This window comes from Methylobacterium sp. OAE515 (genome assembly GCF_041806315.1).
GTDB classification, from domain to species: domain Bacteria; phylum Pseudomonadota; class Alphaproteobacteria; order Rhizobiales; family Beijerinckiaceae; genus Methylobacterium; species Methylobacterium tardum.
Genome location: NZ_JBGMUV010000001.1, coordinates 5,262,790 through 5,282,676, shown reverse-complemented (window position 1 = coordinate 5,282,676; position 19,887 = coordinate 5,262,790). Strand labels below are relative to the sequence as shown.

At 67.9% G+C, this 19,887-nt stretch carries 22 protein-coding genes and 1 tRNA gene; 14 read left to right on the top strand and 9 right to left on the bottom strand.

Going from position 1 to position 19,887, the window contains the following annotated elements:
* Positions 1 to 189: 189 nt before the first annotated feature.
* From ABIE45_RS25800 to ABIE45_RS25770, 7 genes are all read right to left on the bottom strand, one after another.
* Entirely contained in the window at positions 190 to 1,182 is a 993-nt protein-coding gene (locus tag ABIE45_RS25800) for a hypothetical protein (protein ID WP_192707796.1), read from the bottom strand.
* 131 nt (positions 1,183 to 1,313) lie between these two features.
* A protein-coding gene (locus ABIE45_RS25795; RefSeq protein ID WP_373622659.1) for an IS3 family transposase occupies positions 1,314 to 2,455 on the bottom strand; the annotation gives its coding sequence in 2 pieces (ribosomal slippage) (positions 1,314 to 2,188 and positions 2,188 to 2,455; 1,143 coding nt in all).
* Positions 2,456 to 3,014: 559 nt separating this feature from the next.
* On the bottom strand, positions 3,015 to 3,185 hold the full coding sequence (locus ABIE45_RS25790) for a hypothetical protein (protein ID WP_192710882.1): 171 nt from the start codon (positions 3,183 to 3,185) through the stop codon (positions 3,015 to 3,017).
* Positions 3,186 to 3,222: 37 nt separating this feature from the next.
* Positions 3,223 to 3,519 (bottom strand): hypothetical protein, encoded by a 297-nt coding sequence (locus tag ABIE45_RS25785; RefSeq protein ID WP_192710881.1) that lies wholly within the window; start codon positions 3,517 to 3,519, stop codon positions 3,223 to 3,225.
* A complete protein-coding gene (locus ABIE45_RS25780) occupies positions 3,516 to 3,722 on the bottom strand; it encodes a hypothetical protein (RefSeq protein WP_192710880.1) in 207 nt (68 codons plus the stop codon). Before ABIE45_RS25780 ends, ABIE45_RS25785 begins: the two co-directional genes overlap by 4 nt.
* A 3-nt stretch (positions 3,723 to 3,725) precedes the next feature.
* Positions 3,726 to 3,950, bottom strand: a complete 225-nt coding sequence (locus ABIE45_RS25775; protein WP_192710879.1) for a hypothetical protein — start codon at positions 3,948 to 3,950, stop codon at positions 3,726 to 3,728.
* A 171-nt stretch (positions 3,951 to 4,121) separates the two neighbouring features.
* Positions 4,122 to 4,198, bottom strand: a tRNA-Met gene (locus ABIE45_RS25770).
* 248 nt (positions 4,199 to 4,446) lie between these two features.
* Here ABIE45_RS25770 and ABIE45_RS25765 point away from each other — a divergent pair.
* From ABIE45_RS25765 to guaA, 8 genes are all read left to right on the top strand, one after another.
* A complete protein-coding gene (locus tag ABIE45_RS25765) occupies positions 4,447 to 4,890 on the top strand; it encodes a CHRD domain-containing protein (protein WP_192710878.1) in 444 nt (147 codons plus the stop codon).
* Positions 4,891 to 4,977: 87 nt separating this feature from the next.
* Entirely contained in the window at positions 4,978 to 5,316 is a 339-nt protein-coding gene (locus tag ABIE45_RS25760; protein WP_192710877.1) for a hypothetical protein, read from the top strand.
* 122 nt (positions 5,317 to 5,438) lie between these two features.
* Positions 5,439 to 6,344, top strand: a complete 906-nt coding sequence (locus ABIE45_RS25755; RefSeq protein ID WP_192710876.1) for an aldo/keto reductase — start codon at positions 5,439 to 5,441, stop codon at positions 6,342 to 6,344.
* Positions 6,334 to 7,077 carry an NAD(P)-binding domain-containing protein gene (locus ABIE45_RS25750; RefSeq protein WP_192710875.1) on the top strand — a complete coding sequence of 248 codons (744 nt, stop codon included), beginning with the start codon at positions 6,334 to 6,336 and terminating at the stop codon, positions 7,075 to 7,077. Before ABIE45_RS25755 ends, ABIE45_RS25750 begins: the two co-directional genes overlap by 11 nt.
* Before the next feature lie 321 nt (positions 7,078 to 7,398).
* On the top strand, positions 7,399 to 8,790 hold the full coding sequence (locus ABIE45_RS25745; RefSeq protein WP_192710874.1) for an MFS transporter: 1,392 nt from the start codon (positions 7,399 to 7,401) through the stop codon (positions 8,788 to 8,790).
* Between the two features lie 546 nt (positions 8,791 to 9,336).
* Positions 9,337 to 9,720, top strand: a complete 384-nt coding sequence (locus ABIE45_RS25740) for a hypothetical protein (RefSeq protein WP_192710873.1) — start codon at positions 9,337 to 9,339, stop codon at positions 9,718 to 9,720.
* Positions 9,717 to 10,136: a hypothetical protein gene (locus tag ABIE45_RS25735; RefSeq protein WP_192710872.1), complete on the top strand. Its 420-nt coding sequence runs from the start codon at positions 9,717 to 9,719 to the stop codon at positions 10,134 to 10,136. Before ABIE45_RS25740 ends, ABIE45_RS25735 begins: the two co-directional genes overlap by 4 nt.
* 218 nt (positions 10,137 to 10,354) lie before the next feature.
* Positions 10,355 to 11,911, top strand: coding sequence for a glutamine-hydrolyzing GMP synthase (gene guaA, locus ABIE45_RS25730; RefSeq protein ID WP_192710871.1), 1,557 nt, complete (start codon positions 10,355 to 10,357; stop codon positions 11,909 to 11,911).
* A gap of 129 nt (positions 11,912 to 12,040) precedes the next feature.
* Here the strand turns inward: guaA and ABIE45_RS25725 are convergent, their stop codons facing one another.
* The gene (locus tag ABIE45_RS25725) at positions 12,041 to 12,733 is read right to left on the bottom strand and encodes a GDSL-type esterase/lipase family protein (protein WP_192710870.1); all 693 of its coding nucleotides are present in this window, start codon (positions 12,731 to 12,733) and stop codon (positions 12,041 to 12,043) included.
* Positions 12,730 to 13,227, bottom strand: a complete 498-nt coding sequence (gene tsaA / locus ABIE45_RS25720; protein ID WP_192710869.1) for a tRNA (N6-threonylcarbamoyladenosine(37)-N6)-methyltransferase TrmO — start codon at positions 13,225 to 13,227, stop codon at positions 12,730 to 12,732. Before tsaA ends, ABIE45_RS25725 begins: the two co-directional genes overlap by 4 nt.
* A 112-nt stretch (positions 13,228 to 13,339) precedes the next feature.
* On the opposite strand from tsaA, the gene ABIE45_RS25715 reads away from it, so the two are divergent.
* The 6 genes from ABIE45_RS25715 (at position 13,340) to sdhA (ending at position 19,882) form a co-directional block, all read left to right on the top strand.
* Complete coding sequence (locus ABIE45_RS25715; RefSeq protein ID WP_192710868.1) at positions 13,340 to 14,833, top strand: AMP nucleosidase; 1,494 nt, start codon at positions 13,340 to 13,342, stop codon at positions 14,831 to 14,833.
* Positions 14,834 to 15,002: 169 nt separating this feature from the next.
* On the top strand, positions 15,003 to 15,536 hold the full coding sequence (locus tag ABIE45_RS25710; protein ID WP_192710867.1) for a hypothetical protein: 534 nt from the start codon (positions 15,003 to 15,005) through the stop codon (positions 15,534 to 15,536).
* A gap of 233 nt (positions 15,537 to 15,769) precedes the next feature.
* Positions 15,770 to 17,071, top strand: coding sequence for an SLC13 family permease (locus tag ABIE45_RS25705; protein ID WP_192710866.1), 1,302 nt, complete (start codon positions 15,770 to 15,772; stop codon positions 17,069 to 17,071).
* A 129-nt stretch (positions 17,072 to 17,200) separates the two neighbouring features.
* A complete protein-coding gene (sdhC, locus tag ABIE45_RS25700; RefSeq protein WP_192710865.1) occupies positions 17,201 to 17,602 on the top strand; it encodes a succinate dehydrogenase, cytochrome b556 subunit in 402 nt (133 codons plus the stop codon).
* Between the two features lie 10 nt (positions 17,603 to 17,612).
* Entirely contained in the window at positions 17,613 to 18,032 is a 420-nt protein-coding gene (gene sdhD, locus ABIE45_RS25695) for a succinate dehydrogenase, hydrophobic membrane anchor protein (protein WP_192710864.1), read from the top strand.
* Positions 18,033 to 18,064: 32 nt separating this feature from the next.
* Complete coding sequence (gene sdhA, locus ABIE45_RS25690) at positions 18,065 to 19,882, top strand: succinate dehydrogenase flavoprotein subunit (protein ID WP_192710863.1); 1,818 nt, start codon at positions 18,065 to 18,067, stop codon at positions 19,880 to 19,882.
* The last annotated feature ends 5 nt before the right edge of the window (positions 19,883 to 19,887 follow it).

Sequence of the window (19,887 nt, the reverse complement as noted above, 5' to 3'; positions counted from 1 at the left end):
GCCCGGGACCCTCGGCATGAAAGCGCAAAGCCGACGGGCTTGCCGATGGCGGCGTAGACAGTCTCCATGCCCCCCGCATGTGGTAGGTCTCGAGCCAGAAGCCGGTCCGATAACCCGCAAACCGGCTGACGCTTCGCGAGGCGTCCCAATCGGTCGTGTCGAGGCGCAATCTCAAAGCCGGCGCGGTCCTCAGCCGGGTAGCCCGGCTAAGCGGAGATGGTGGCTGAACCGTTCCGCCATGCCTGGGTCATGCCGGTAAGCGTTCGTCACCCTCGGAAGAGCGAGGCTGAACTTTGCGCTCCGTTTCAAGAGATCCGAGATCCACGTTGACGCTTCATCCCTGCGTCCCAGAGCGACCCACGAGGCGGCTGCCATGACGTAAGCCATAAGGTAGCTCGGACTCCTGAAGCTGGCCTCGGTCGCGTTCCGGACCGCCTCATCGAAGCGGTCCAGAGCATAGAGGGGGCTTGCGGCCACGCCCTGGAAGAAGCCGGGTGCCAAGGGGCTTAGGCCGATGGCGCGATCGATGCTGGCGAGAGCGGCGGCGTAGCGGCCCATCGCGGTTTGGGCCAGGCTGAGGAAGGCCAGAGCCAGGGCATCGCCAGGACTGAGAGCAACACCGCGTTCGGCAGCAATCAAAGCCTCTTCACACCGGCCTGTCACCAGGAGAGCATAGCTCAGGGCGCGGTGGCCGATCGGTAGCGAAGAGTCGAGTTCCAGCCCATGACGGATTGCCTGCACGGCGTCTGCCAGCCGCTCCGGACCAGCTTCACCGGAGATCGCCATGCCGGCATCCGTCGCAATACAGAAGCCACGCGCGATGTGCCCCGGCGCATAGGTGGCATCCAGGGCAACAGCCCGCTCGACCTCCTCCAGCGCCGCCATGACGCCGGCGTGGCTGAACTGGAGCATGTGCGCGAGTGCTTGGAGCGTGAGCTCGTAGACGTCGAGGCTTGCCGGTGGGCGACGCAGGCTCGCAGCCTGCTCGTGGCTCTGAAGGCCCGAGAACAAGGTACCGGCGATCCGTGCCACCAACTCGTCCTGCACCTCGTAGACCTCGCCCGCCGCAAAGGCGTAGCGCTCTGCCCAAACGTGGCTATTCGAGGAGCCCTCCACGAGCTGCGCGTTGACGATCATACGCTCGCCGGCGCGCCGAATGCTGCCCTCAAGCACGTAGCGCACGTCCAGGAGTCGCGCGACATCCGCCGCCGTTCCGCCGCTCGACTTGGCTGCGAAGGAGCTTTGGCGAGCGATGACGGTGATGTTTCGATTGCGTGACCTGACCGGTATTTTGGACCGGGCCAGTTGCGAGGTTACTGCATGGTTGCGCCCATGGGTAGCCGGAAGGCCAGATCCGGGAAGCTGACAGGCGCGGGTGGTCGGTAGCCCAGCGACGAATGCGGCCGGACGCGGTTATACGTGTTCTGCCAGAGGCCGATCACGATCTGTGCCTCCTTGAGTGAGTAGAAGATCTCCTGCCTCAGGCACTCGTCGCGCAGCTTGCCGTTGAAGCTCTCACAGTACCCGTTCTCCCACGGCGAGCCGGGTGCGATGTACTGGATCTGCGAGCCGGCCTTAGTGACCCACTTGCGCAGCGCCTTCGAGATCATCTCAGGACCGTTGTCGCAGCGGATGTTCTCCGGGATGCCGTGCAGGCACATCGCCTCTGCTAGGGCCTCGATCACACCCAGGCTGTTGATGCGCCGCGCCACCTTCAAGGCGAGGCACGCCCGGCTGTGCTCATCGATCAGCGTCAGGATGCGCAGGCTCCGGCCGTCGTGCGTCTGGGCCAGCACGAAGTCGAAGCTCCAGACGTAGTTGCGGTGGAGTGGCCGCAGCCGCACGCACGAGCCGTCGTTCAGCCATAGGCGGCTGCGGGGTTTATGTCGGCTGGGGACCTTCAGCCCCTCGCGACGCCAGATCCGCTGAACCCGGTCCTTGCCCACCCGCCAGCCGTCTGTCTGCAGCAGCGCGGTGACGCGTCGGTAGCCATAGCGCCCATACTCGGAGGCCAAGGCAACGATGGCTCGGGTCAGCCCATCCTCGTCGGCCGGCACGGTGGACACGGTGCGCTGCGTGCCGCGGTGCTGGCCGACGATCCGGCAGGCGTGACGTTCCGAGAGGCCGTACTTCTCCCGAATGCCGTCGACCGCCTGCCGGCGTCGCTCGGGGGCTACAAGTTTCCCGAGGCGACGTCCGCCAGGACCTGCTTCTCTAACGATAGATCAGCCACAAGCCGACGAAGCCGAGCGTTCTCGCGCTCCAGATCTTTCATCTTCTTAGCCTGATCAACCTTCAGGCCGCCGTACTCCTTACGCCAGCGGTAGTAGCTCTGCTCGGAGACGTCCGCTTCTTTGCAGGCGACTGCGATGCTTTTGCCTTGTGCCGTCTGCACCTCGATCTGGCGCAGCATCAGCACGACCTGTTCCGCGCTCGGCCTCTGTCCTCGCTTCATCCCCAACTCCTCTGGTCCAGGCTGATCCTCTCAATCAGCCCGGTCCAAGACCAGCCGGTCAGGTCACCTGCGCTAACTGTGAAACCGACCACCCCGTTGGTGCCGATCAGGTGCAATTCGATAGAAGCGAGCGCCACGGGTTTGATGCCCAGACATAGACATCAGTTCGCCCCCTCAGGATCCTTGGGGCTGCACGTAGCCCTCGCCGATGAGCCTCTCAGCGTTCGCCATTCTCGCGCGCCAGTCGCATCGCTCGTAACTTTGCCGTCCGCTCGTCCACCGCGCGTCGCTCAGCCTCGACCTGCGTCCAGACTCTGTCGGCGTTCTTCTGCTGAGCCTCCTTCCTCGCACGCATGGTCTCGCGATGGCCTACGACGTGGCTTGGCAGCTCTGACATCGATGCTCCTCTCAACCTGTGGGCGAGGGAACTAGAGCGCAATTCTACTCTGTCAGCAGGCGGACTCAATTTGGCCGGATCGGCTACAGGCTTCCTCAGCCGCACGGCCGGCTATCAGCCCGTCTCGTCAATGAAGGGGACGCCGGCAGCTTCTTAGGACGACTACCACGCCCGCAGCAGGTGCCCACCGGCCAGCACGACGACAATGAGGGTCACGATTGTGACGGCGACCTTCTCCAGGCCGGGGACATGGTAGGCGCTACGCCGACGTGTCCGGGGCCTCAGGGCGACGATCTTCGGATTCGACAGGTGCTGGGTCAGGCTATCAGGCAATCTACGCTTCGTTCGTCCCCAGCGCATGCTCACCTCCCTACGGGCGCTTCGTCACGTCGGAGCCCTGCTTCAGGTGCACCACGACGTCATCGCCCCTTGTTACGGGGTCGGCCTCTTCAAGCCGTTCGGCGACCCGCATCACCACGTGCTCGACCGACTGCGGCCAGGCCACATCGTTGTCCAGAAGCATCCTGGCGGCGCGGACGAGCATCCTGAATTGCTCAGGCGGTATCGACGTACCCGCCTCGTGCTGTTGAAGGATACGGTCGGCAATGGCGGCTGCCAGTCCGGCAACCTCGGCCATCTTCTCGGGCTGACCGCTGCCGCTGGTCATTTCACGTAGCCTTTCGCCTTCAGGTCATCGATGAGAATCTCGAGGATTGCCTCTGGTCGGAGCAGTTTAGGATCTGCCATGCCGGCAATCCGGGCGCGGAGATGAGGCTTAAGACCTGACGGCAGATGTGCCGCTGCCGCGTGGCCGCCATGGGTCACTGAGTCGCTCAGGTGCCTTAAGAGATCTCGCGACAGGTTCTTCACGCTTCAGACTTCCGTGCCGAAGCTTCCCGCGCCACGACCCGCACGAGCCTGTTCATGCTCGTCAGTAAGGGCGAGCTCAATGTTGCCGATAGCCACCTGGATCCGCAGAAACTCGGAAATGAATGACGATGCGTTCTTTGCGACCAGCATGGTGTCGATCACCTGCCGGCGTTCCTCGCGGAGCTTGTTCCGGACCTTGTGCAGCTTGCCGACGTGATCCTCGGCCATTGCCCTCTTGCTCCACCAGGATCGTGTCCCATCCGTGTTGCGTGGACCAGCCTACGCCCGGTTGTGACGCGTTGTAAAACCACAACCCGTATTGCAGCGCGCTGCAGGCCTTGCGGACGCGGTGAGGCAATGAAAAACCCGCCAAGTCATTGACCGGGCGGGCGAATATTATGGTAGCGAGGGAGGGATTTGAACCCCCGACACAAGGATTATGATTCCTCTGCTCTAACCAGCTGAGCTACCCCGCCCCAAGCCGCGCCCGCCCCGAGGAGCGATGCGTGCAGTGGCGGGGGTATAGGGAGGCCGGGCGCACGGTGTCAACGGTCCGGCGCACGCAAAACGCGCATGTCCGCAGGCAGCACACGGTCGAGCGACGAACCCGCCTGTGCTGTCACGCGGCGCTCCGACCGATCGGCGCCCGGACCATGTCCGGCTCAGCCGGGGCCGCTATGTAACGGTCCGGTCCCCGAGCGGGGCCGCAAGATCGGAGCGTCCGATGTTCTCGCGCACCAGCACCCGTTTCTCCATCCTGCTCGCCGTCGCGGCGCCGCTCCTCGTCCCGCCGGCCTTCGCGGCGGGCGGGAGCGCCACCTACCGGGCGGCCCTCACCGGGGCCAGCGAAGTCCCGGCGACGCAGTCGACCGGCACGGGCGAGGTCACCGCGACCTTCGACCCGGCGACCAAGCGCCTGAGCTGGACGGGCACTTACAGCGGCCTGACCGGGCCGGTGACCGCCGCGCATTTTCACGGCCCGGCCAAGGCCGGCGAGAATGCCGGCGTGCTCGTTCCGGTGACGGCGACCAGCTCGCCCTTCTCCGGAGAAGCCACGCTGGACGACGCCAAGGCCGCCGATCTCGAGGCCGGGCGGCTCTATTTCAACCTCCACACCGCCGCCAATCCGAAGGGCGAGCTTCGCGGACAGGTCGAGCGCGGCCGCTGATCGCCGCCGCGGGCGCGGCGCCGACGGCCTCGACCTGCGCGTGCGCGCCCGATAGGCGGGTCTCTCTGCCCCAGGCCGGAGATTTCGATGAAGCAGACCGAGGCCCTCATCGCCTGGACGCCCGTCCGCTGGGCGGAGCTGAAACCCGAGACCGCCGGGCAGGTCGCCGTCCTGCCCGCACCGGACGCGTCCGGAGAGGCCAAGCGCTACATGATGCGCGCCGGCGCCGGCTCGTCGGCGCTCGCCGCGATGTCGGAGGAGGCGCGCATCGCCCGCCTGTTCATCGACTTCCAGACCCTCGTCGTGCGCGACGGCATCGATCCGCTTGTGGCGCACCGCGCGTTCCTGGCCATCGACGAGTACCGGTTCCGCATCGCCCCCGACACGGAAGGGGCCGAGTTCGAGGATCCGCCCGAGGAGGATTAGCGAAGCGGCGCCACGGCCGGGCCCGCGACGCCGTCGCTCGCGCAAGCGTGAGAATAACGAATACACATGCGCCGGACGGCGCCCTATCTCGGTTCAGCGTTCTGACTCCCCGGAGGTCGGCCATGTCCGTATCCCGTCGCGCCGTCGTCGCCGCGGCGGCGCTCGCGCCGCTCGTGCCGCGTTTCGCATGGGCTGCGGACCCGCTGATCCGCCGCCCGATTCCCTCGACCGGCGAGATGCTTCCGGCGATCGGCATCGGCACTTCCCGCCGCTACGAGGTCGAGCCGATACCCGAGAAGGTCGCGCCGCTCAGGGACGCGGTGCAGACCTTCCTGTCGCTCGGCGGCTCGGTGATCGACACGGCGCCGAGCTACGGCACGGCCGAGGATGTGCTCGGCCTCATCCTGGCCGAGCCTGGACTGCGCCAGAAGATCTTCCTCGCCAGCAAGGTCGACACCACAGGCCGCGAGGCGACGCTCGCGGAGTTCGAGCGGTCGCTGAAGCGGATGAAGGTCGAGGCGCTCGATCTCGTGGCCGTCCACAACCTGATCGACGTGACCGAGAATCTCGCGGTCCTGCGCGACCTCAAGAGCCGCAAGCGCATCCGCTACGTCGGCGTCACGGTCTGGCGCGACAACCAGCTCGAGGCCCTCGCCGAGGTGATGAAGCGCGAGACCCTGGACTTCATCCAGGTGAACTACGCCATCGACAACAGGGAAGCGGCCGAACGGGTGATCCCGCTGGCGGCCGACGGCGGCATTGCGGTGATGATCAACGTGCCCTTCGGCCGCGACCGCCTGTTCAAGGCGGTCCAGGGCAAGGAGCTGCCCGCCGTCGCCAAGGATCTCGGCTGCGCGAGCTGGCCGCAGTTCTTCCTCAAGTACGTGCTCGGCAACCCGGCCGTGACCTGCCCGATTCCCGGAATGGCAAAGGCCTCTTATGTCGAGGACAACCTCGGTGCCGCCCGGGGCAGGCTCCCGGATCCGGCACAGCGCAAGCAGATGGAGGCCTTCATCGATGCGGTCTGATCGTACCACGCGCCGTGCGGCGCTCACCTTGGCGGCCGGCCTCTCCCTGGTCGCCGCGCTGCCGGCCCTCGCACAGGATGGGGCCAAGAAGATCCGCATCGGCGTGATCGGAGCCGGGAATATCGGCGGCACGATCGGAACCCTCTGGGTCAAGGACGGCCACGAGGTGATGTTCGCCTCCCGCCACCCGGAAGCCCTGGCCACGATGGTCTCGGAACTCGGTCCCAAGGCGAAGGCCGGCACGCCCGAGGAGGCGATCGCGTTCGGCGATGCCGTGTTCATCGCCGTTCCCTACAAGGCCTATCCGGACCTCGCGAAGGAGATCGGGCCGTCCCTGAAGGGCAAGATCGTGCTCGACGCGGGCAATGCCACCCAGAAGCGCGACGGGGCCCTCTACGACGAGGTGCAGGCCAGCGGCATCGGCGCGATTTCGGCCAAATACTTCCCGGGCGCCAAGCTCGTGCGCGCCTTCAACGCGGCCAACTACAAGGTCTTTGCCAAGGAAGGCGCCGAGGGCGGCAAGGCCCGCGCCGGCGGACGCATGGCGATCCCGATCGCCGGCGACGATCCCGAGGCGCTGAAGGTGGCTGAGGGGCTTGTCCGCGATGCCGGCTTCGATCCGGTCGTCGTCGGTCCGCTCAAGGATGCCGACAAGTTCGCCATGGGCTCGCCGGGCTTCGGCCACGACGTCACGGCACCGGAGCTGCGCGAGAAGCTCGGACTGGCGAAGTGAGTGCGCGGTCTGACGTGGCCGCACCGGACCGTCTTTCCGGGACGCCGCAGGCGAGCCCGAAGCAGCCGGGACCTGCCGGAGGCGGGCAATCCGGAACCTCTGGCGGTGCAAACTCCGGGCTCGTCGGCGGCTCTGGATCCCGGGCTCCGCTGCGCGGACCCGGGATGACGGGGCTGCTGACACAGCCGCCTACTCCTGGATCGGCACAGGAGAGCGAGGTCCGGCCGGATCTCGAAGTGATCGAAAATACTCCGCGGAGCCGGTTCCCCGCGCAGTGGGAAGCGTGGGCCTTCGCGGCTCCTGATGCGACCCGTCCGGCCCATGGCTGAGCCCGTACCCGCCCGCGGCACGCTCGCGCGCCTCATCGACGTCCAGCCCGGAGAAGGCCGGGCGCTCGCTTGGTCCTGGGCCTACATCTTCTCGATCCTGGCCGCCTACTACGTGCTCCGTCCGATCCGCGACCAGATGGGCGTGGCCGGCGGTATCGAGAACCTGCCCTGGCTGTTCACCGCGACCCTGGTGGGGATGCTCGCGCTCAACCTACCCTTCGCCTACTTGGTGAAGCGGATGCCGCGGGCCCGGTTCGTGCCGATCACCTACCGGTTCTTCGCGGCCAACATCCTCGCCTTCGCGTTGACGCTCTATCTCGCGCCGCCGGACTGGAATGTCTGGATCGGCCGGGTGTTCTTCGTCTGGCTGTCGATCTTCAATCTTTTCGTGGTCTCGATCTTCTGGGCGACGATCGTCGACGTCTTCTCGAACGCGCAGGGCAAGCGACTGTTCGGCTTCATCGCGGCCGGAGCGACGCTCGGCGCCATCGCCGGGTCGGCCACCACCGCGATCCTGGCTAAGAACGTCCCGACCTGGGGGCTGATGCTCGGCGCGGTGGTGCTCCTCGAGATCGCGGTGTTCTGCATGCGCGGGCTCGCGGCCCTGTCGACCCGGTTGCACGAGGTTCCGGGCAGCGAAGCGAGCCCGGACGGCGGTCAGGACCGGGCGATCGGCGGCAGTGTGCTGGCCGGCGTGACCCGGACCCTCGCGTCGCCCTACCTGCTCAACATCTCGCTATTCCTGCTGCTGTTCTCGGTGACGTCCACCTTCCTGTATTTCGAGCAGGCCGGCATCGCGAAGCGCAGCTTCCCGGATCGCGGTGCCCAGACGGCCTTCTTCGCCAGCGTCGACCTCGCGGTGAATGTGCTGACGCTCGGCGTCCAGCTGTTTCTGACCGGGCGGATCGTGAACCGGCTGGGCGTGGCGCTGACGCTCGCGATCCTGCCGGCGTTCAGCATCCTCGGCTTCGCCGCCCTCGCGGCCTGGCCGACGATCGGCGTCATCGTCGCCTTCCAGGTTCTGCGCCGAGCCGGGAACTTCGCCATCGCCCGCCCGGTCCGGGAGGTGCTGTTCACGGTCGTCCCGCGCGAGGACCGCTACAAGGCGAAGAGCTTCATCGATACGGTGGTCTACCGCCTCGGCGACCAAGTCGGCGCGTGGTCGTTCACCGGCATCGAGGGGCTCGGCCTGGGCAGCACCGGCATTGCCGGGGCCGCGGTCCCGCTGTCCATCGCGTGGCTCGTGAACAGCCTCTGGCTCGGGCGCGCGCAGGAGCGGCGGCGGGCCGAGCAGGATCTGGTGCGTTCCGACGCCTCGGAGGTGGCTGGCCGGACGGGGGCGCTTAGTCCCGCGTCTGCTTCCTCCGCGCGAGAACGGGCCTGAGCCCGGGCATCCGGGTCCCTCGGCGCAGTGCCAGGGCCAAGAGGAGGGCGGCAACGGCGTTGGCGGCGGCGGCTTGGGCGATGACCTGAAACGTCATGGGCGGCCCTCCGAAATCGTGAAGAAAGTGTGTCCACGGCCGGTTAACGCCCCGTTAAGCGAGCCGGCGCCGCCGTCCCACCGCGGGATCAGGGGTGCGCGGCGGGACGGCAGCTCCGGCTTGAATGATCATGGCAGGAGGTCGGCGTCCCGCGCTCGCGGAGGCGCCGGCGAGCCTCGCGCTATCGGTGCTGCATCCAGTCCCACACCAGGAAGGCCGGGAAGGGAAGCATGATGGCGAAGAAGATCCAATCGAACATCTGAGGCATGGGACAGTCCTTCTGTCGGTCCGTCTGCGATTCTACCGACGCCGCCGCTCGAAGTTCCCGAGGGTGGGGCCGCTTCGATCACCGACACGGCTCCTCGCGCCGGCTGGTTCGCCGCAGGGCGTTAAGCCGGGGTTTACCCTGGCGGGCGACGTATCCGGCTCGGTTTCGCCGGGAGGAATGCATGACGCGCGCTTCACCGCCGGCCGAGACTGCCTCGCGCGACATCGTCCGCCGGCTCGCCCTTCTGGGGTTTCTCGCATGTGCGCCGGCGGCGGCCGAGGCGCAGGAGCCGCTGTTCATCCGAATCCGGCCGTTGTCGGACGCCGAGGCGACGCGCGCGGCCCGGGAGGCGCTGTGGGCGCGGCGGCAGGCGCATGCGCGTGCGGTGATCGAATCCGTCTGTACCGGCTGCCTCGGCGCATGGAAGCCCGACGCCGAGCCGTCACCCACTCCGCCGCAGGATCGCGTCGCGAACCTCACCGTCCGAATAGGGGTTGAACTCGACCCCGGCTCCGGGGCATCCGACCCTCCTCCCGACCCATCGACTCCCGAGAGGCATCCATGACGCAAGCGCATCCGACCAGCGGCGCCGAGCCCGAAGTCGATTGCCCCGTGAGCCTGGAGGTTCTGGGCTCCGTGTACCGGGCCGACGATTTCGACCTGCCGCTGATCCTGGAGCAGATCCCGCCGTTGAAGCGCGCCCAGCTCGCTGCCTACCTCTACGGCAAGAGCCACATGCACAAGCTCGGGCTCAAGGTCGCCCGCTCCTGCGAGCGCGACGACCTAGTCCGGGCGGCGGGCGAGATCGGCTCGGTGATCCACGGGCAGGCGCATCTGAAGCCGTCCCGGCCCGTGCCGGAGGCCGCTCCGCAGCTCCGCGCCAAGACGCCCCCGGGCCAAAAGAAGGTCAGCCTCGCCGGCGCTGCCTCGAAGCCGGCGATCAGCCTCGGCGGCTCGGCCAAGGTCCGCAACTTCGACTGAGTGTGTCCGCATCGGGCCGGGTTCGGAGCCGCCCGACACGGCTCCGCGCTGACTACAGACACCGTCATTCCCGAACTGCGCAGCAGGCCACGGGATGACGCGCCGGACGCGGGCAGCCGGGTGTCACGTCCGGTCGATTCCCGCCACTGCACATCTGAAGGCCGGCCAATCGGGACTTGTGCGTTGCACCCGCGCCGGCCTTCGGATAATCGCCCGCGATGAACACCGACCACGACAAGATCCTGATCGTCGATTTCGGCTCTCAGGTGACCCAACTCATCGCACGCCGGGTGCGGGAGGAGGGCGTCTACTGCGAGATCGTGCCCTTCACGAAGGCCGAGGCCGCGTTTCGCGAGCAGAAGCCGAAGGGCGTGATCCTCTCCGGCGGCCCCGAATCGGTCACCGTCGAGGCCTCGCCCCGGGCGCCCCAGCTCGTGTTCGATTCGGGCGTCCCGGTTTTCGGCATCTGCTACGGCCAGCAGACCATGGCGGCGCAGCTCGGCGGTGCCGTCGAGGGCGGCCACCACGCGGAGTTCGGCCGGGCCGAGGTCGAGATCCTGGCCGATTGCCCGCTGTTCAACGGCGTCTGGCACAAGGGCGAGAAATACCCGGTCTGGATGAGCCACGGCGACCGGGTCACCAAGCTGCCCGACGGCTTCACCACCGTGGCGATCTCCAAGAACGCCCCCTTTGCGGCGGTGGCCGACGAGGCCCGCAACTACTACGCGGTGCAGTTCCACCCGGAAGTCGCGCACACGCCCCATGGCGCCCTGCTGATCCGCAATTTCGTGCGCGATGTCGCCGGCTGCTCGGGCGACTGGACCATGGGCGCCTACCGCGAGGAGGCGATCGCCAAGATCCGCGAGCAGGTCGGCTCCGAGAAGGTGATCTGCGGCCTGTCGGGCGGCGTCGATTCGGCCGTGGCGGCGGTGCTGATCCACGAGGCGATCGGCGACCAGCTCACTTGCGTGTTCGTCGATCACGGGCTCCTGCGCCTCGGCGAGGCCGAGCAGGTCGTGGCCCTGTTCCGCGACCACTACAACATCCCGCTGGTCCACGTGGAGGCGTCGGGGATGTTCTTGGCGGCGCTGGAGGGCGTCAGCGACCCGGAGGTCAAGCGCAAGACGATTGGTCGCTTGTTCATCGACGTGTTCGAGGCCGAGTCGAAGAAGATCGGCGGGGCGAAGTTCCTCGCGCAGGGCACGCTCTACCCGGACGTGATCGAGAGCGTGTCGTTCACGGGCGGCCCCTCCGTGACGATCAAGAGCCACCACAATGTCGGTGGCCTGCCCGAGCGCATGAACATGAAACTCGTCGAGCCGCTGCGCGAGCTGTTCAAGGACGAGGTCCGGGTGCTCGGCAAGGAACTCGGCCTGCCCGAGGGCTTCGTCGGCCGCCATCCGTTCCCCGGCCCGGGCCTGGCGATCCGCTGCCCCGGCACGATCACCGGCGAGAAGCTGGAAGCCCTGCGCAAGGCCGACGCGATCTACCTTGACGAGATCCGGCAGGCCGGACTCTACGACACGATCTGGCAGGCCTTCGCGGTGATCCTGCCGGTGAAGACCGTCGGCGTGATGGGCGACGGCCGCACCTACGACCACGTCTGCGCGCTGCGCGCCGTCACCTCGGTGGACGGCATGACGGCCGACTTCTACCCGTTCGACATGGCCTTCCTGGGTCGGGTTGCGACCCGCATCATCAACGAGGTCAAGGGCATCAACCGGGTGACTTACGACATCACCTCGAAGCCGCCCGGCACCATCGAGTGGGAGTGAGCCGGCTTCTGGCCGAAGCCCGCGCTCCGATCGCGAGCGGAGCGTAACGACCCAGGGCAGCGTGACGTTTCGAGCTGTGGCGCGACCCTGGCTCGCCTTGCTCCGCTCGCAAAGACGGAGCCCACGCTGTCACGGTGCGCAGAGCGCCGGCTCGACCGCCTTCAGCGCCGGCCGGAACGCTGCCAGATGCAGCCCGTCGCGCAGGGCGCCGGGCTTGGCATAGCCGGTGTCACCGTCGCGCAGGGACGCGAACGGATCGGTGAAGATGCAGCCGAGACGCCCGCACAGGTTCTGGAGCCGCCGCGAGTAGTCACCGACCGCGCTGGCCTCGACGAGCTTGCCGATCTCCCGTCCGACCGGGGGGAGGGCGGTCACCACCACGCGCGGGCTCAAGGCCTGGAGCCGCTTGATGATCGCCTCCGCAGCGGCCTCGAACTGCTCCGTCGGCTTGTGGAGCTGCGGATTGTTCTTCACCAGGATGTCGTTGGTCCCGATCGTCAGCGCGACGAGCCGGGGATGGACCTTGAAGGTCAGGCGCGCGAGGTACTCCGCGTAACTGCCCGCGGTCGCACCGCTGATCCCGCCATTGAGGAATTCGAGCCCGCAGGGCCGCTGGCTGCCGGGCTGCAGTTCCACCTGGGAATCGCCCGCCCAGAACACGTAGTCCGGCGGCGCCTCGTCGAGGCTCACCTGCACGGCGATCAAACGCATCTCGGCGTAGGCCCGCGCGTCGGCTCCCGGCCGGTGCAGGCGCCACCCGGCGAAGCCGCCGATCGCCAGCAGGACGAATCCGCCGAGAACCAGAAGAACGACGCGCCTCACGGCTCGGCCCCGGCGCGGTCGACCTGGGCCTCGGGCCGCGCATCGGTGGAGGCGTAGTACGGCTTGATGTCGAGGAGCGGCGTTCCGTCCAGGCAGTCGAGCCCCCGCACCCGCAGCGTGTCACCCTCCCGCTCGATCAGTTCCACCACCGACAGGGCGATCGGATTCGGGCGTGCGGGCGAGCGCAGCGAGAACGTGCCCCGCGGGCCGTCGGCGTGGCGCGGCTGCTGGACAAGCAGACCGCGGGTCGCCCGGTCCATCCAGTAGAGCAGGATCAGGTGGGTGCAGCCCGTCACGTTGCGCAGGCCGGCGGCGTAGGCGGGATCGACCTCCACGGTGCAGACGGCGTCGGTCTGGCGCCCGTTCTTCGGGCAGTCGGAGCGTTCCCGCCAGGGCGTGCGCAGCCGGCCGATGAAGTGAAGTCCCGCGTCGAAGGTCGCGGGCAACGCCGCCATCTCCTCGCCGGGACGGATTCCAAACGCGTCCGCGTCCATGCCGCCTCGCTGTGATCGGGCCGGCTTGTCGGCCAAGGGACAGGCGCCCGCAAGCCCGCATCTCGCCCCGCTGCGGTCGCGGGTGTAGAGCGGCGCGAGCAACGGAGGCATTATGATCGAACGGGAATTGCGGCCGATGCAGGCGGTGGCCGATGCCGGAACCGCCATCGACCGCCTGGTCGAGCTCTACGAGGATGCGGCGGGCGCCCTGCGGAAGGCCCTGGAGCGCTATCTCGCGGGCGGGCCGCCGCCCGATGCCACGGAGCGCCTCGCCTTCCGCTACCCCGAATTGCGGATCAGCTATCGCCCGGACGGGCCGTTACCGCGCGTCCGGCGGGCCACCGCCAAGCTCCAGGCTGCCGGCACCTACGCCACGACGGTGACGCATCCGGCCTTCTTCCGCGACTATCTCACCCGGCAGCTGGAGCCGCTGATCGCCGATTACGGCGTCGCCATCGAAGTGGGCCTCGGCGCGCAGGAGATTCCCTATCCTTACGTCCTGGAAGCCGGCCTCGATGCGGGCGGCCGGGCCGTCGACGGCGCGGATCTCGCCACCTACTTCCCGGTCCCGCTCCTGTCGCTGGTCGGCGACGAGATCGCCGACGGCACCTTCGACCAGGTGGCGGGCGAGCCGCTGCCGCTCGCCCTGTTCGACGCCGTGCGGGTCGACTACTCGCTCCGGCGCCTCGTGCACTACACCGGCTGTGACTGGCGCGACGTCCAGCCCTGGATTCTGCTGACCAACTACCACCGCTACGTCGACCAGTTCGTCCGCCACGGGCTGGAGCGTCTGGCCTCCGGAGCGGAGGATTTCGAGCGGCTGGTCCTGCCGGGCGGCGTCTCGGTGACCCGGGCCGAGGCCGCCGACGCCGATCCTGCGGCGGTGATCGCGGCCTCGCCCTGGCATCGCCACCAGATGCCGGCCTATCACCTCGTGGCGCGCGGCGCAGATGGGACCGCGCAGGGGACGACCCTGGTGAATATCGGCGTCGGCCCCTCCAACGCGAAGACGATCACCGATCACCTCGCGGTGCTGCGTCCGGATTGCTGGCTGATGGTCGGCCATTGCGGCGGCCTGCGCCAGTCGCAGACCATCGGCGACTACGTGCTGGCCCATGCGTATCTGCGCCGCGACCGGATCCTCGACGAACTCGTGCCGCCGGACGTCCCGGTACCGGCCCTGGCCGAGGTCCAGGTCGCGCTCCAGAGCGCCGCGGCGTCGGTGACGGGCGAGCAGGCCGACGCCCTGAAACGGCGCCTGCGCACCGGCACGGTGGTGACCTACGACGATCGCAACTGGGAGCTGCGGTTCAGCCAGGAGCGGCGGCGGATCAACCAGTCGCGGGCCGTCGCGGTCGACATGGAAAGCGGTACGGTTGCCGCACAGGGATTCCGGCTGCGCGTCCCCTACGGTGCGCTGCTCTGCGTGTCGGACAAGCCGCTGCACGGCGAGATCAAGCTGCCGGGCGCCGCCAACGCCTTCTACGACCGCGCGGTTTCGGAGCATCTGCGGGTCGGGCTCGCGGCCCTCGACGTGTTGCGCGCCGACCGGCACGGGCTGCACTCGCGCAAGCTGCGCAGTTTTGACGAGCCGCCGTTCCGGTAGATCCGCCGTAAGGCGCCGCGGGCCGACGAACTGTCGAGCTCTTGCCGAGACGTCTCGAGACTTCGGCACAGCGACCGACTGACACGTCCGTCGCAATACTCAAGCTTGGATACACGGGAGTTCAGCGAGGTTGGAGGGCCAGAGACCACTCATCAAATTGGATTATCCGATGAAGCGTTTGGTATTGGCATCGACCGCACTCCTGGCTGCGGCGGCTTTCATCCCAGGTAGCGCGGATGCGCGCGGCTTCGGCGGGGGCGGATTTCACGGTAGCGGTTTTGGCGGCGGCTTCCATGGTGGCGGGTTCGGAGGTGGTGGGTTCCGCGGTGGCAGCTTCGGCGGGGCGCGCGTCGGAGGGTTCGGCGCGGGAGCCGGCGGCCTCCGTGGTGCGGGCCTCGGCACGGCCGGCGTGACCGGCGCCGGCGTCGGCGGCCTGCGCACCGGCGGCTTCCGCAACGGCGGGTTCAACAATGCCGCCCGGGTCGGTGCGCTCGGAAACCGGGGCGTCGTCGGTCGCGGCTTTGCCGGCCGCGGCTACGGCCGGGGCTATGGGCGCGGCCTCGGTTACGGCCTCGCCGGTGTGGGGCTCGGTCTGGGCGTCGGCTACGGTCTGGGCGGCTTCGGCGACGACAGCTGCGACTCCGCGTTCGGCTACGGCGCCTACGATTCGGGCTCGTGCAACGATTACGGCTACGGCTACTGAGCCGGACGTCTTGCTCGGACCGAGCCTCTCCGGATCGAGCCCGGCCGTCGGCGCCCGGGCTTCTCGGTTCGGGTCGCGGCCGGCCATACGTCGGAGGCCAGCCAGCCTGGATCGTGTCGCGCCGGCTCTGCCTTCGTCGTTGACGAAGGCTCGGTCTAGATCTTCCGAATTGCGAACCGTTCCAGACCGGCCAGGATGCCGCCTCGATACGGCTGGGCGGCGTGGAGGTTCGGGTGAGCGGGGTGGCGGTTGTTCCGGCGACGGCGGCTCTGCTCATGCTGTGCATGGGTCTCTGGGCGACGGCGTTGTTGCCCGAGATCGTCACCGCACTCGCCTTCTTCGGGATCGCGATGCTCCTTCGTCTCGGCAGCGCCGGCACGGTCTTCTCCGGATTCTCGGCCTCGGCGTTCTGGCTGGTCCTGTCCGGGATGGTGGTCGGGCAGGGCATGACCCGGACGGGGCTCGGCGCCCGCATGGCCCGGGCGCTCGCCCTGCGCCTGGCGGGCTCGTACGAGCGCTTCATCGCCGGGCTGGTGGCCCTGAGCTTCCTGATCGCGTTCGTGATGCCGTCGAATCTCGGGCGGATCGCCCTGATGATCCCCGTGACCCTGGCGCTCTGTGACGCCTTCGGGCTGACACACGGTCGTCCGGGACGGGCCGGCGCGGTCCTGGCTGTCGGCGTGGCGACGCCGATCCTCTCCGCCGCGATCCTGCCGGCCAACGTGCCGAACCTCGTTATGGCCGGTTCGGCGGAACGCCTCCTCGACCTTCACCTCTCGTACCTGTCCTACTTCCTCCTTCACGCGCCAGTCCTGGCCGTGATCAAGGGCATGATGCTCGTGACACTGATCGTGAGGCTGTTCCCGGACCGGCTAGGCCAGAGCACCCCGGCGCTGCCGGCCCTGCCGCCGATCTCGGCCGCCGAGCGGCGCCTCGCGACGATCCTGGCCTGCACCTTGGCCCTGTGGATGACCGACAGCCTTCACGGCCTCGCGCCGGCCTGGGTCGGCCTGGCCGCAGCCGTAATCTGCCTGCTGCCGCGGGTGGGCGTCCTTGCCCCAGAAGCCTTTCAGCAGGTCAACCTGCGCACCTGCTTCTACATCGCGGCGCTGCTCGGCCTCGTGGCGCTGGTCAACGAGACCGGCCTGGGTGAGCGCCTCGGTCACCTGCTGCTCGCGATCGCGCCGCTGGAGCCGGGCGCGCCGCTGCAGAACTTCGCCGTGCTCACCGGCCTGGGCACGGTCCTGACGCTGCTCGTGACCGCGAACGGCGCGCCGGCCCTCTACACCGCGCTGGCCGGAGAGATGACGCAGGCCAGCGGGCTGTCACCCCTGGCGGTCGTCTCCCTTCAGGTGATCGGCTACTCGACCGTGTTCTTCCCCTATCAGGCGCCGCCGATCGTGTTCGCCAGCGAACTCGGCGGGGTCCGGCTCCGCGACGCGACGCGGCTCACCGTGAGCTTCGGGCTCGTCTCGCTCCTGGTGGCCGGCCCCCTCGACTACGTCTGGTGGCAGTTCCTGGGAGCCCTGAAGTGACAGAATCCGTTTAGTGTCGCCGAGCGCGCCACATTGCGTTGCAGCATGACGCATTGCGGCTTGCTCCCTCAGCCACTAGCGCTACCAGATTAGAGACGGTCCAGTTCGCAGCTGCGAGGCTTCAACCCGATGGCACCCACCGCCCGCCCGACAGTGGCACAGCCGATGTCGCCGCATCTCCAGATCTATCGCTGGACCTGGACCATGGCGATGTCGGTGTTTCACCGCATCACCGGCACCGCTCTCTACGGCGGAACTGCGCTGGTCGCGATCTGGCTCGTCGCACTGGCTTCCGGGCCGGTCGCCTATTCTTACGTCGCCGGTTTCTTCGGCTCGCTGATCGGGCGGCTGATCCTGTTCGTCTACACCTGGATCCTGATGCACCACATGCTCGGCGGCTTGCGCCACCTCGCGTGGGATTTCGGGATCGGCTTCGACCGCGAGAAGCGCCTCGCCCTGTCGCGCCTGACCCTGATCGGGTCGACGGTGCTGACCCTCGTCATCTGGGCGGTCGCCCTTCTGGTCCGCTGAGGAGGTCGGCATGGCCAAGGAACAGGTCCGGCAGGACACGAGCGTCTCGATCCGTACCCCGCGCGCCCGCGTCGCGGGTCTTGGTGTCGCCCATCACGGCGTCGGCCACTGGTGGCTGCAGCGAATTACCGCAGTGACCAATACCGTGCTGATGCTGTCCTTCGTAATCATCATCGCCCGGATGGCGGGACGCGGCTATGCGGACGCAGTCCACGTCGTCGCGAACCCTTTCGTCTCGATCATCCTCATCCTGGCGTTCCTGTCGGTCACGCTCCACATGCGCATCGGCATGCAGGTGATCATTGAGGATTACGTTCACGCGCAGGCGACCAAGATCGTCGCCGTGTTCGCCAACAATGTCTACGCGGTCCTGGTGGCCGTGGCCTGCGTCTACGCGGTGCTGCGCATCGGCTTCGGTCAGCCGGCCTGAACCCCGTCATCACGAATTTCGAGGAGCCGAACATGGCCGCCAACGGCACAAACGGCAGCGGGCCTGCCTACACGATCCACGATCACGCCTTCGACGTGGTGATCGTCGGCGCGGGCGGCGCGGGCCTGCGCGCCACGGTGGGCTGCTCGGAGGCGGGCCTGCGCACCGCCTGCATCACCAAGGTGTTTCCGACCCGCTCGCACACCGTCGCGGCACAGGGCGGCATCTCGGCCTCGCTGGGCAACATGGGACCGGACGACTGGCGCTGGCACATGTACGACACCGTGAAGGGGTCGGACTGGCTCGGCGACCAGGACGCGATCGAGTACCTCGTGCGCAACGCCCCCGCCGCCGTCTACGAGCTTGAGCACTGGGGCGTGCCCTTCTCCCGCACGGAAGAAGGCAAGATCTACCAGCGCCCGTTCGGCGGCATGACCACGGATTACGGCAAGGGCACTGCCCAGCGCACCTGCGCGGCGGCCGACCGCACCGGCCACGCCATGCTGCACACCCTCTACGGTCAGGCGGTGAAGAACCAGACCGACTTCTTCATCGAGTACTTCGCCCTCGACCTGATCATGGACGACGAGGGCCGCTGCCGCGGCGTCATCGCCATCGATCAGGCGACCGGCGAGATCCACCGCTTCCGCGCCCAGATGACCATCCTGGCCACCGGCGGTTACGGCCGCGCCTATTTCTCGGCGACCTCGGCCCACACCTGCACGGGCGACGGCAACGCCATGGTGCTGCGCGCCGGCCTGCCGCTGCAGGACATGGAGTTCGTGCAGTTCCATCCGACCGGCATCTACGGCGCGGGCTGCCTGATCACGGAGGGCTCCCGCGGCGAAGGCGGCTATCTGACGAATTCCGAGGGCGAGCGCTTCATGGAGCGCTACGCGCCGTCCGCGAAGGATCTCGCCTCGCGCGACGTCGTCTCGCGCTCCATGACCATGGAGATCCGCGACGGCCGCGGCGTCGGCAAGGACAAGGACCACATCTACCTGCACCTCGACCACCTGGACCCGAAGATCCTCCACGAGCGCCTGCCGGGCATCTCGGAATCCGCGCGCATCTTCGCGGGGGTCGACGTGACCAAGGAGCCGATCCCGGTCATCCCGACGGTCCACTACAACATGGGCGGCATCCCCACGAACTATCACGGCGAGGTGCTGACGCTGCGCGACGGCAACCCCGACACGGTGGTTCCGGGCCTGATGGCGATCGGCGAGGCGGCCTGCGTCTCCGTCCACGGCGCCAACCGCCTCGGCTCGAACTCGCTGATCGACCTCGTGGTCTTCGGCCGCGCCGCCGGCAAGCGCTGCGCCGAGATTGTCGAGCCGAACGGCCGGGCCATGGAGCTGCCGAAGGGCGCCACCGACAAGGCGCTCGAGCGCCTCGATCGGTTCCGCTACGCCAACGGCTCGACGCCGACTGCGGAGCTCCGCGCCGAGATGCAGAAGACGATGCAGAACAACTGCGCCGTGTTCCGCACCGGCGAGGTGCTGGAGGAGGGCAAGAGCCTGATCCACAAGGTCTGGAACGCTGCCGCCGACGTGAAGATCACCGACCGGTCCCTGGTCTGGAACACCGACCTCTTGGAGACCCTGGAGTTCGACAATCTGATCGGCCAGGCGGTCGTGACGATGGAATCGGCCGCCAACCGGAAGGAATCGCGCGGTGCCCATGCCCGCGAGGACTTCCCCGACCGCGACGACAAGGACTGGATGAAGCACACCCTGTCCTGGCTCGATGAGGGACGCCATCAGGTGAACATCGATTATCGTCCGGTGCACACCTACACGATGTCGAATGAGATCCAGTACATCGAGCCGAAGGCGCGCGTGTACTGATCTGA

Coding starts and splice junctions, on each gene's coding strand:
- ABIE45_RS25785 (WP_192710881.1), bottom strand. CDS start 3,519: ATGACCAGCGGCAGCGGTCAGCCCGAGAAGATGGCCGAGGTTGCCGGA.
- ABIE45_RS25775 (WP_192710879.1), bottom strand. CDS start 3,950: ATGGCCGAGGATCACGTCGGCAAGCTGCACAAGGTCCGGAACAAGCTC.
- ABIE45_RS25765 (WP_192710878.1), top strand. CDS start 4,447: ATGTTCTCGCGCACCAGCACCCGTTTCTCCATCCTGCTCGCCGTCGCG.
- ABIE45_RS25760 (WP_192710877.1), top strand. CDS start 4,978: ATGAAGCAGACCGAGGCCCTCATCGCCTGGACGCCCGTCCGCTGGGCG.
- ABIE45_RS25755 (WP_192710876.1), top strand. CDS start 5,439: ATGTCCGTATCCCGTCGCGCCGTCGTCGCCGCGGCGGCGCTCGCGCCG.
- ABIE45_RS25750 (WP_192710875.1), top strand. CDS start 6,334: ATGCGGTCTGATCGTACCACGCGCCGTGCGGCGCTCACCTTGGCGGCC.
- ABIE45_RS25745 (WP_192710874.1), top strand. CDS start 7,399: ATGGCTGAGCCCGTACCCGCCCGCGGCACGCTCGCGCGCCTCATCGAC.
- ABIE45_RS25740 (WP_192710873.1), top strand. CDS start 9,337: ATGACGCGCGCTTCACCGCCGGCCGAGACTGCCTCGCGCGACATCGTC.
- ABIE45_RS25735 (WP_192710872.1), top strand. CDS start 9,717: ATGACGCAAGCGCATCCGACCAGCGGCGCCGAGCCCGAAGTCGATTGC.
- guaA (WP_192710871.1), top strand. CDS start 10,355: ATGAACACCGACCACGACAAGATCCTGATCGTCGATTTCGGCTCTCAG.
- tsaA (WP_192710869.1), bottom strand. CDS start 13,227: ATGGACGCGGACGCGTTTGGAATCCGTCCCGGCGAGGAGATGGCGGCG.
- ABIE45_RS25715 (WP_192710868.1), top strand. CDS start 13,340: ATGATCGAACGGGAATTGCGGCCGATGCAGGCGGTGGCCGATGCCGGA.
- ABIE45_RS25710 (WP_192710867.1), top strand. CDS start 15,003: ATGAAGCGTTTGGTATTGGCATCGACCGCACTCCTGGCTGCGGCGGCT.
- sdhC (WP_192710865.1), top strand. CDS start 17,201: ATGGCACCCACCGCCCGCCCGACAGTGGCACAGCCGATGTCGCCGCAT.
- sdhD (WP_192710864.1), top strand. CDS start 17,613: ATGGCCAAGGAACAGGTCCGGCAGGACACGAGCGTCTCGATCCGTACC.
- sdhA (WP_192710863.1), top strand. CDS start 18,065: ATGGCCGCCAACGGCACAAACGGCAGCGGGCCTGCCTACACGATCCAC.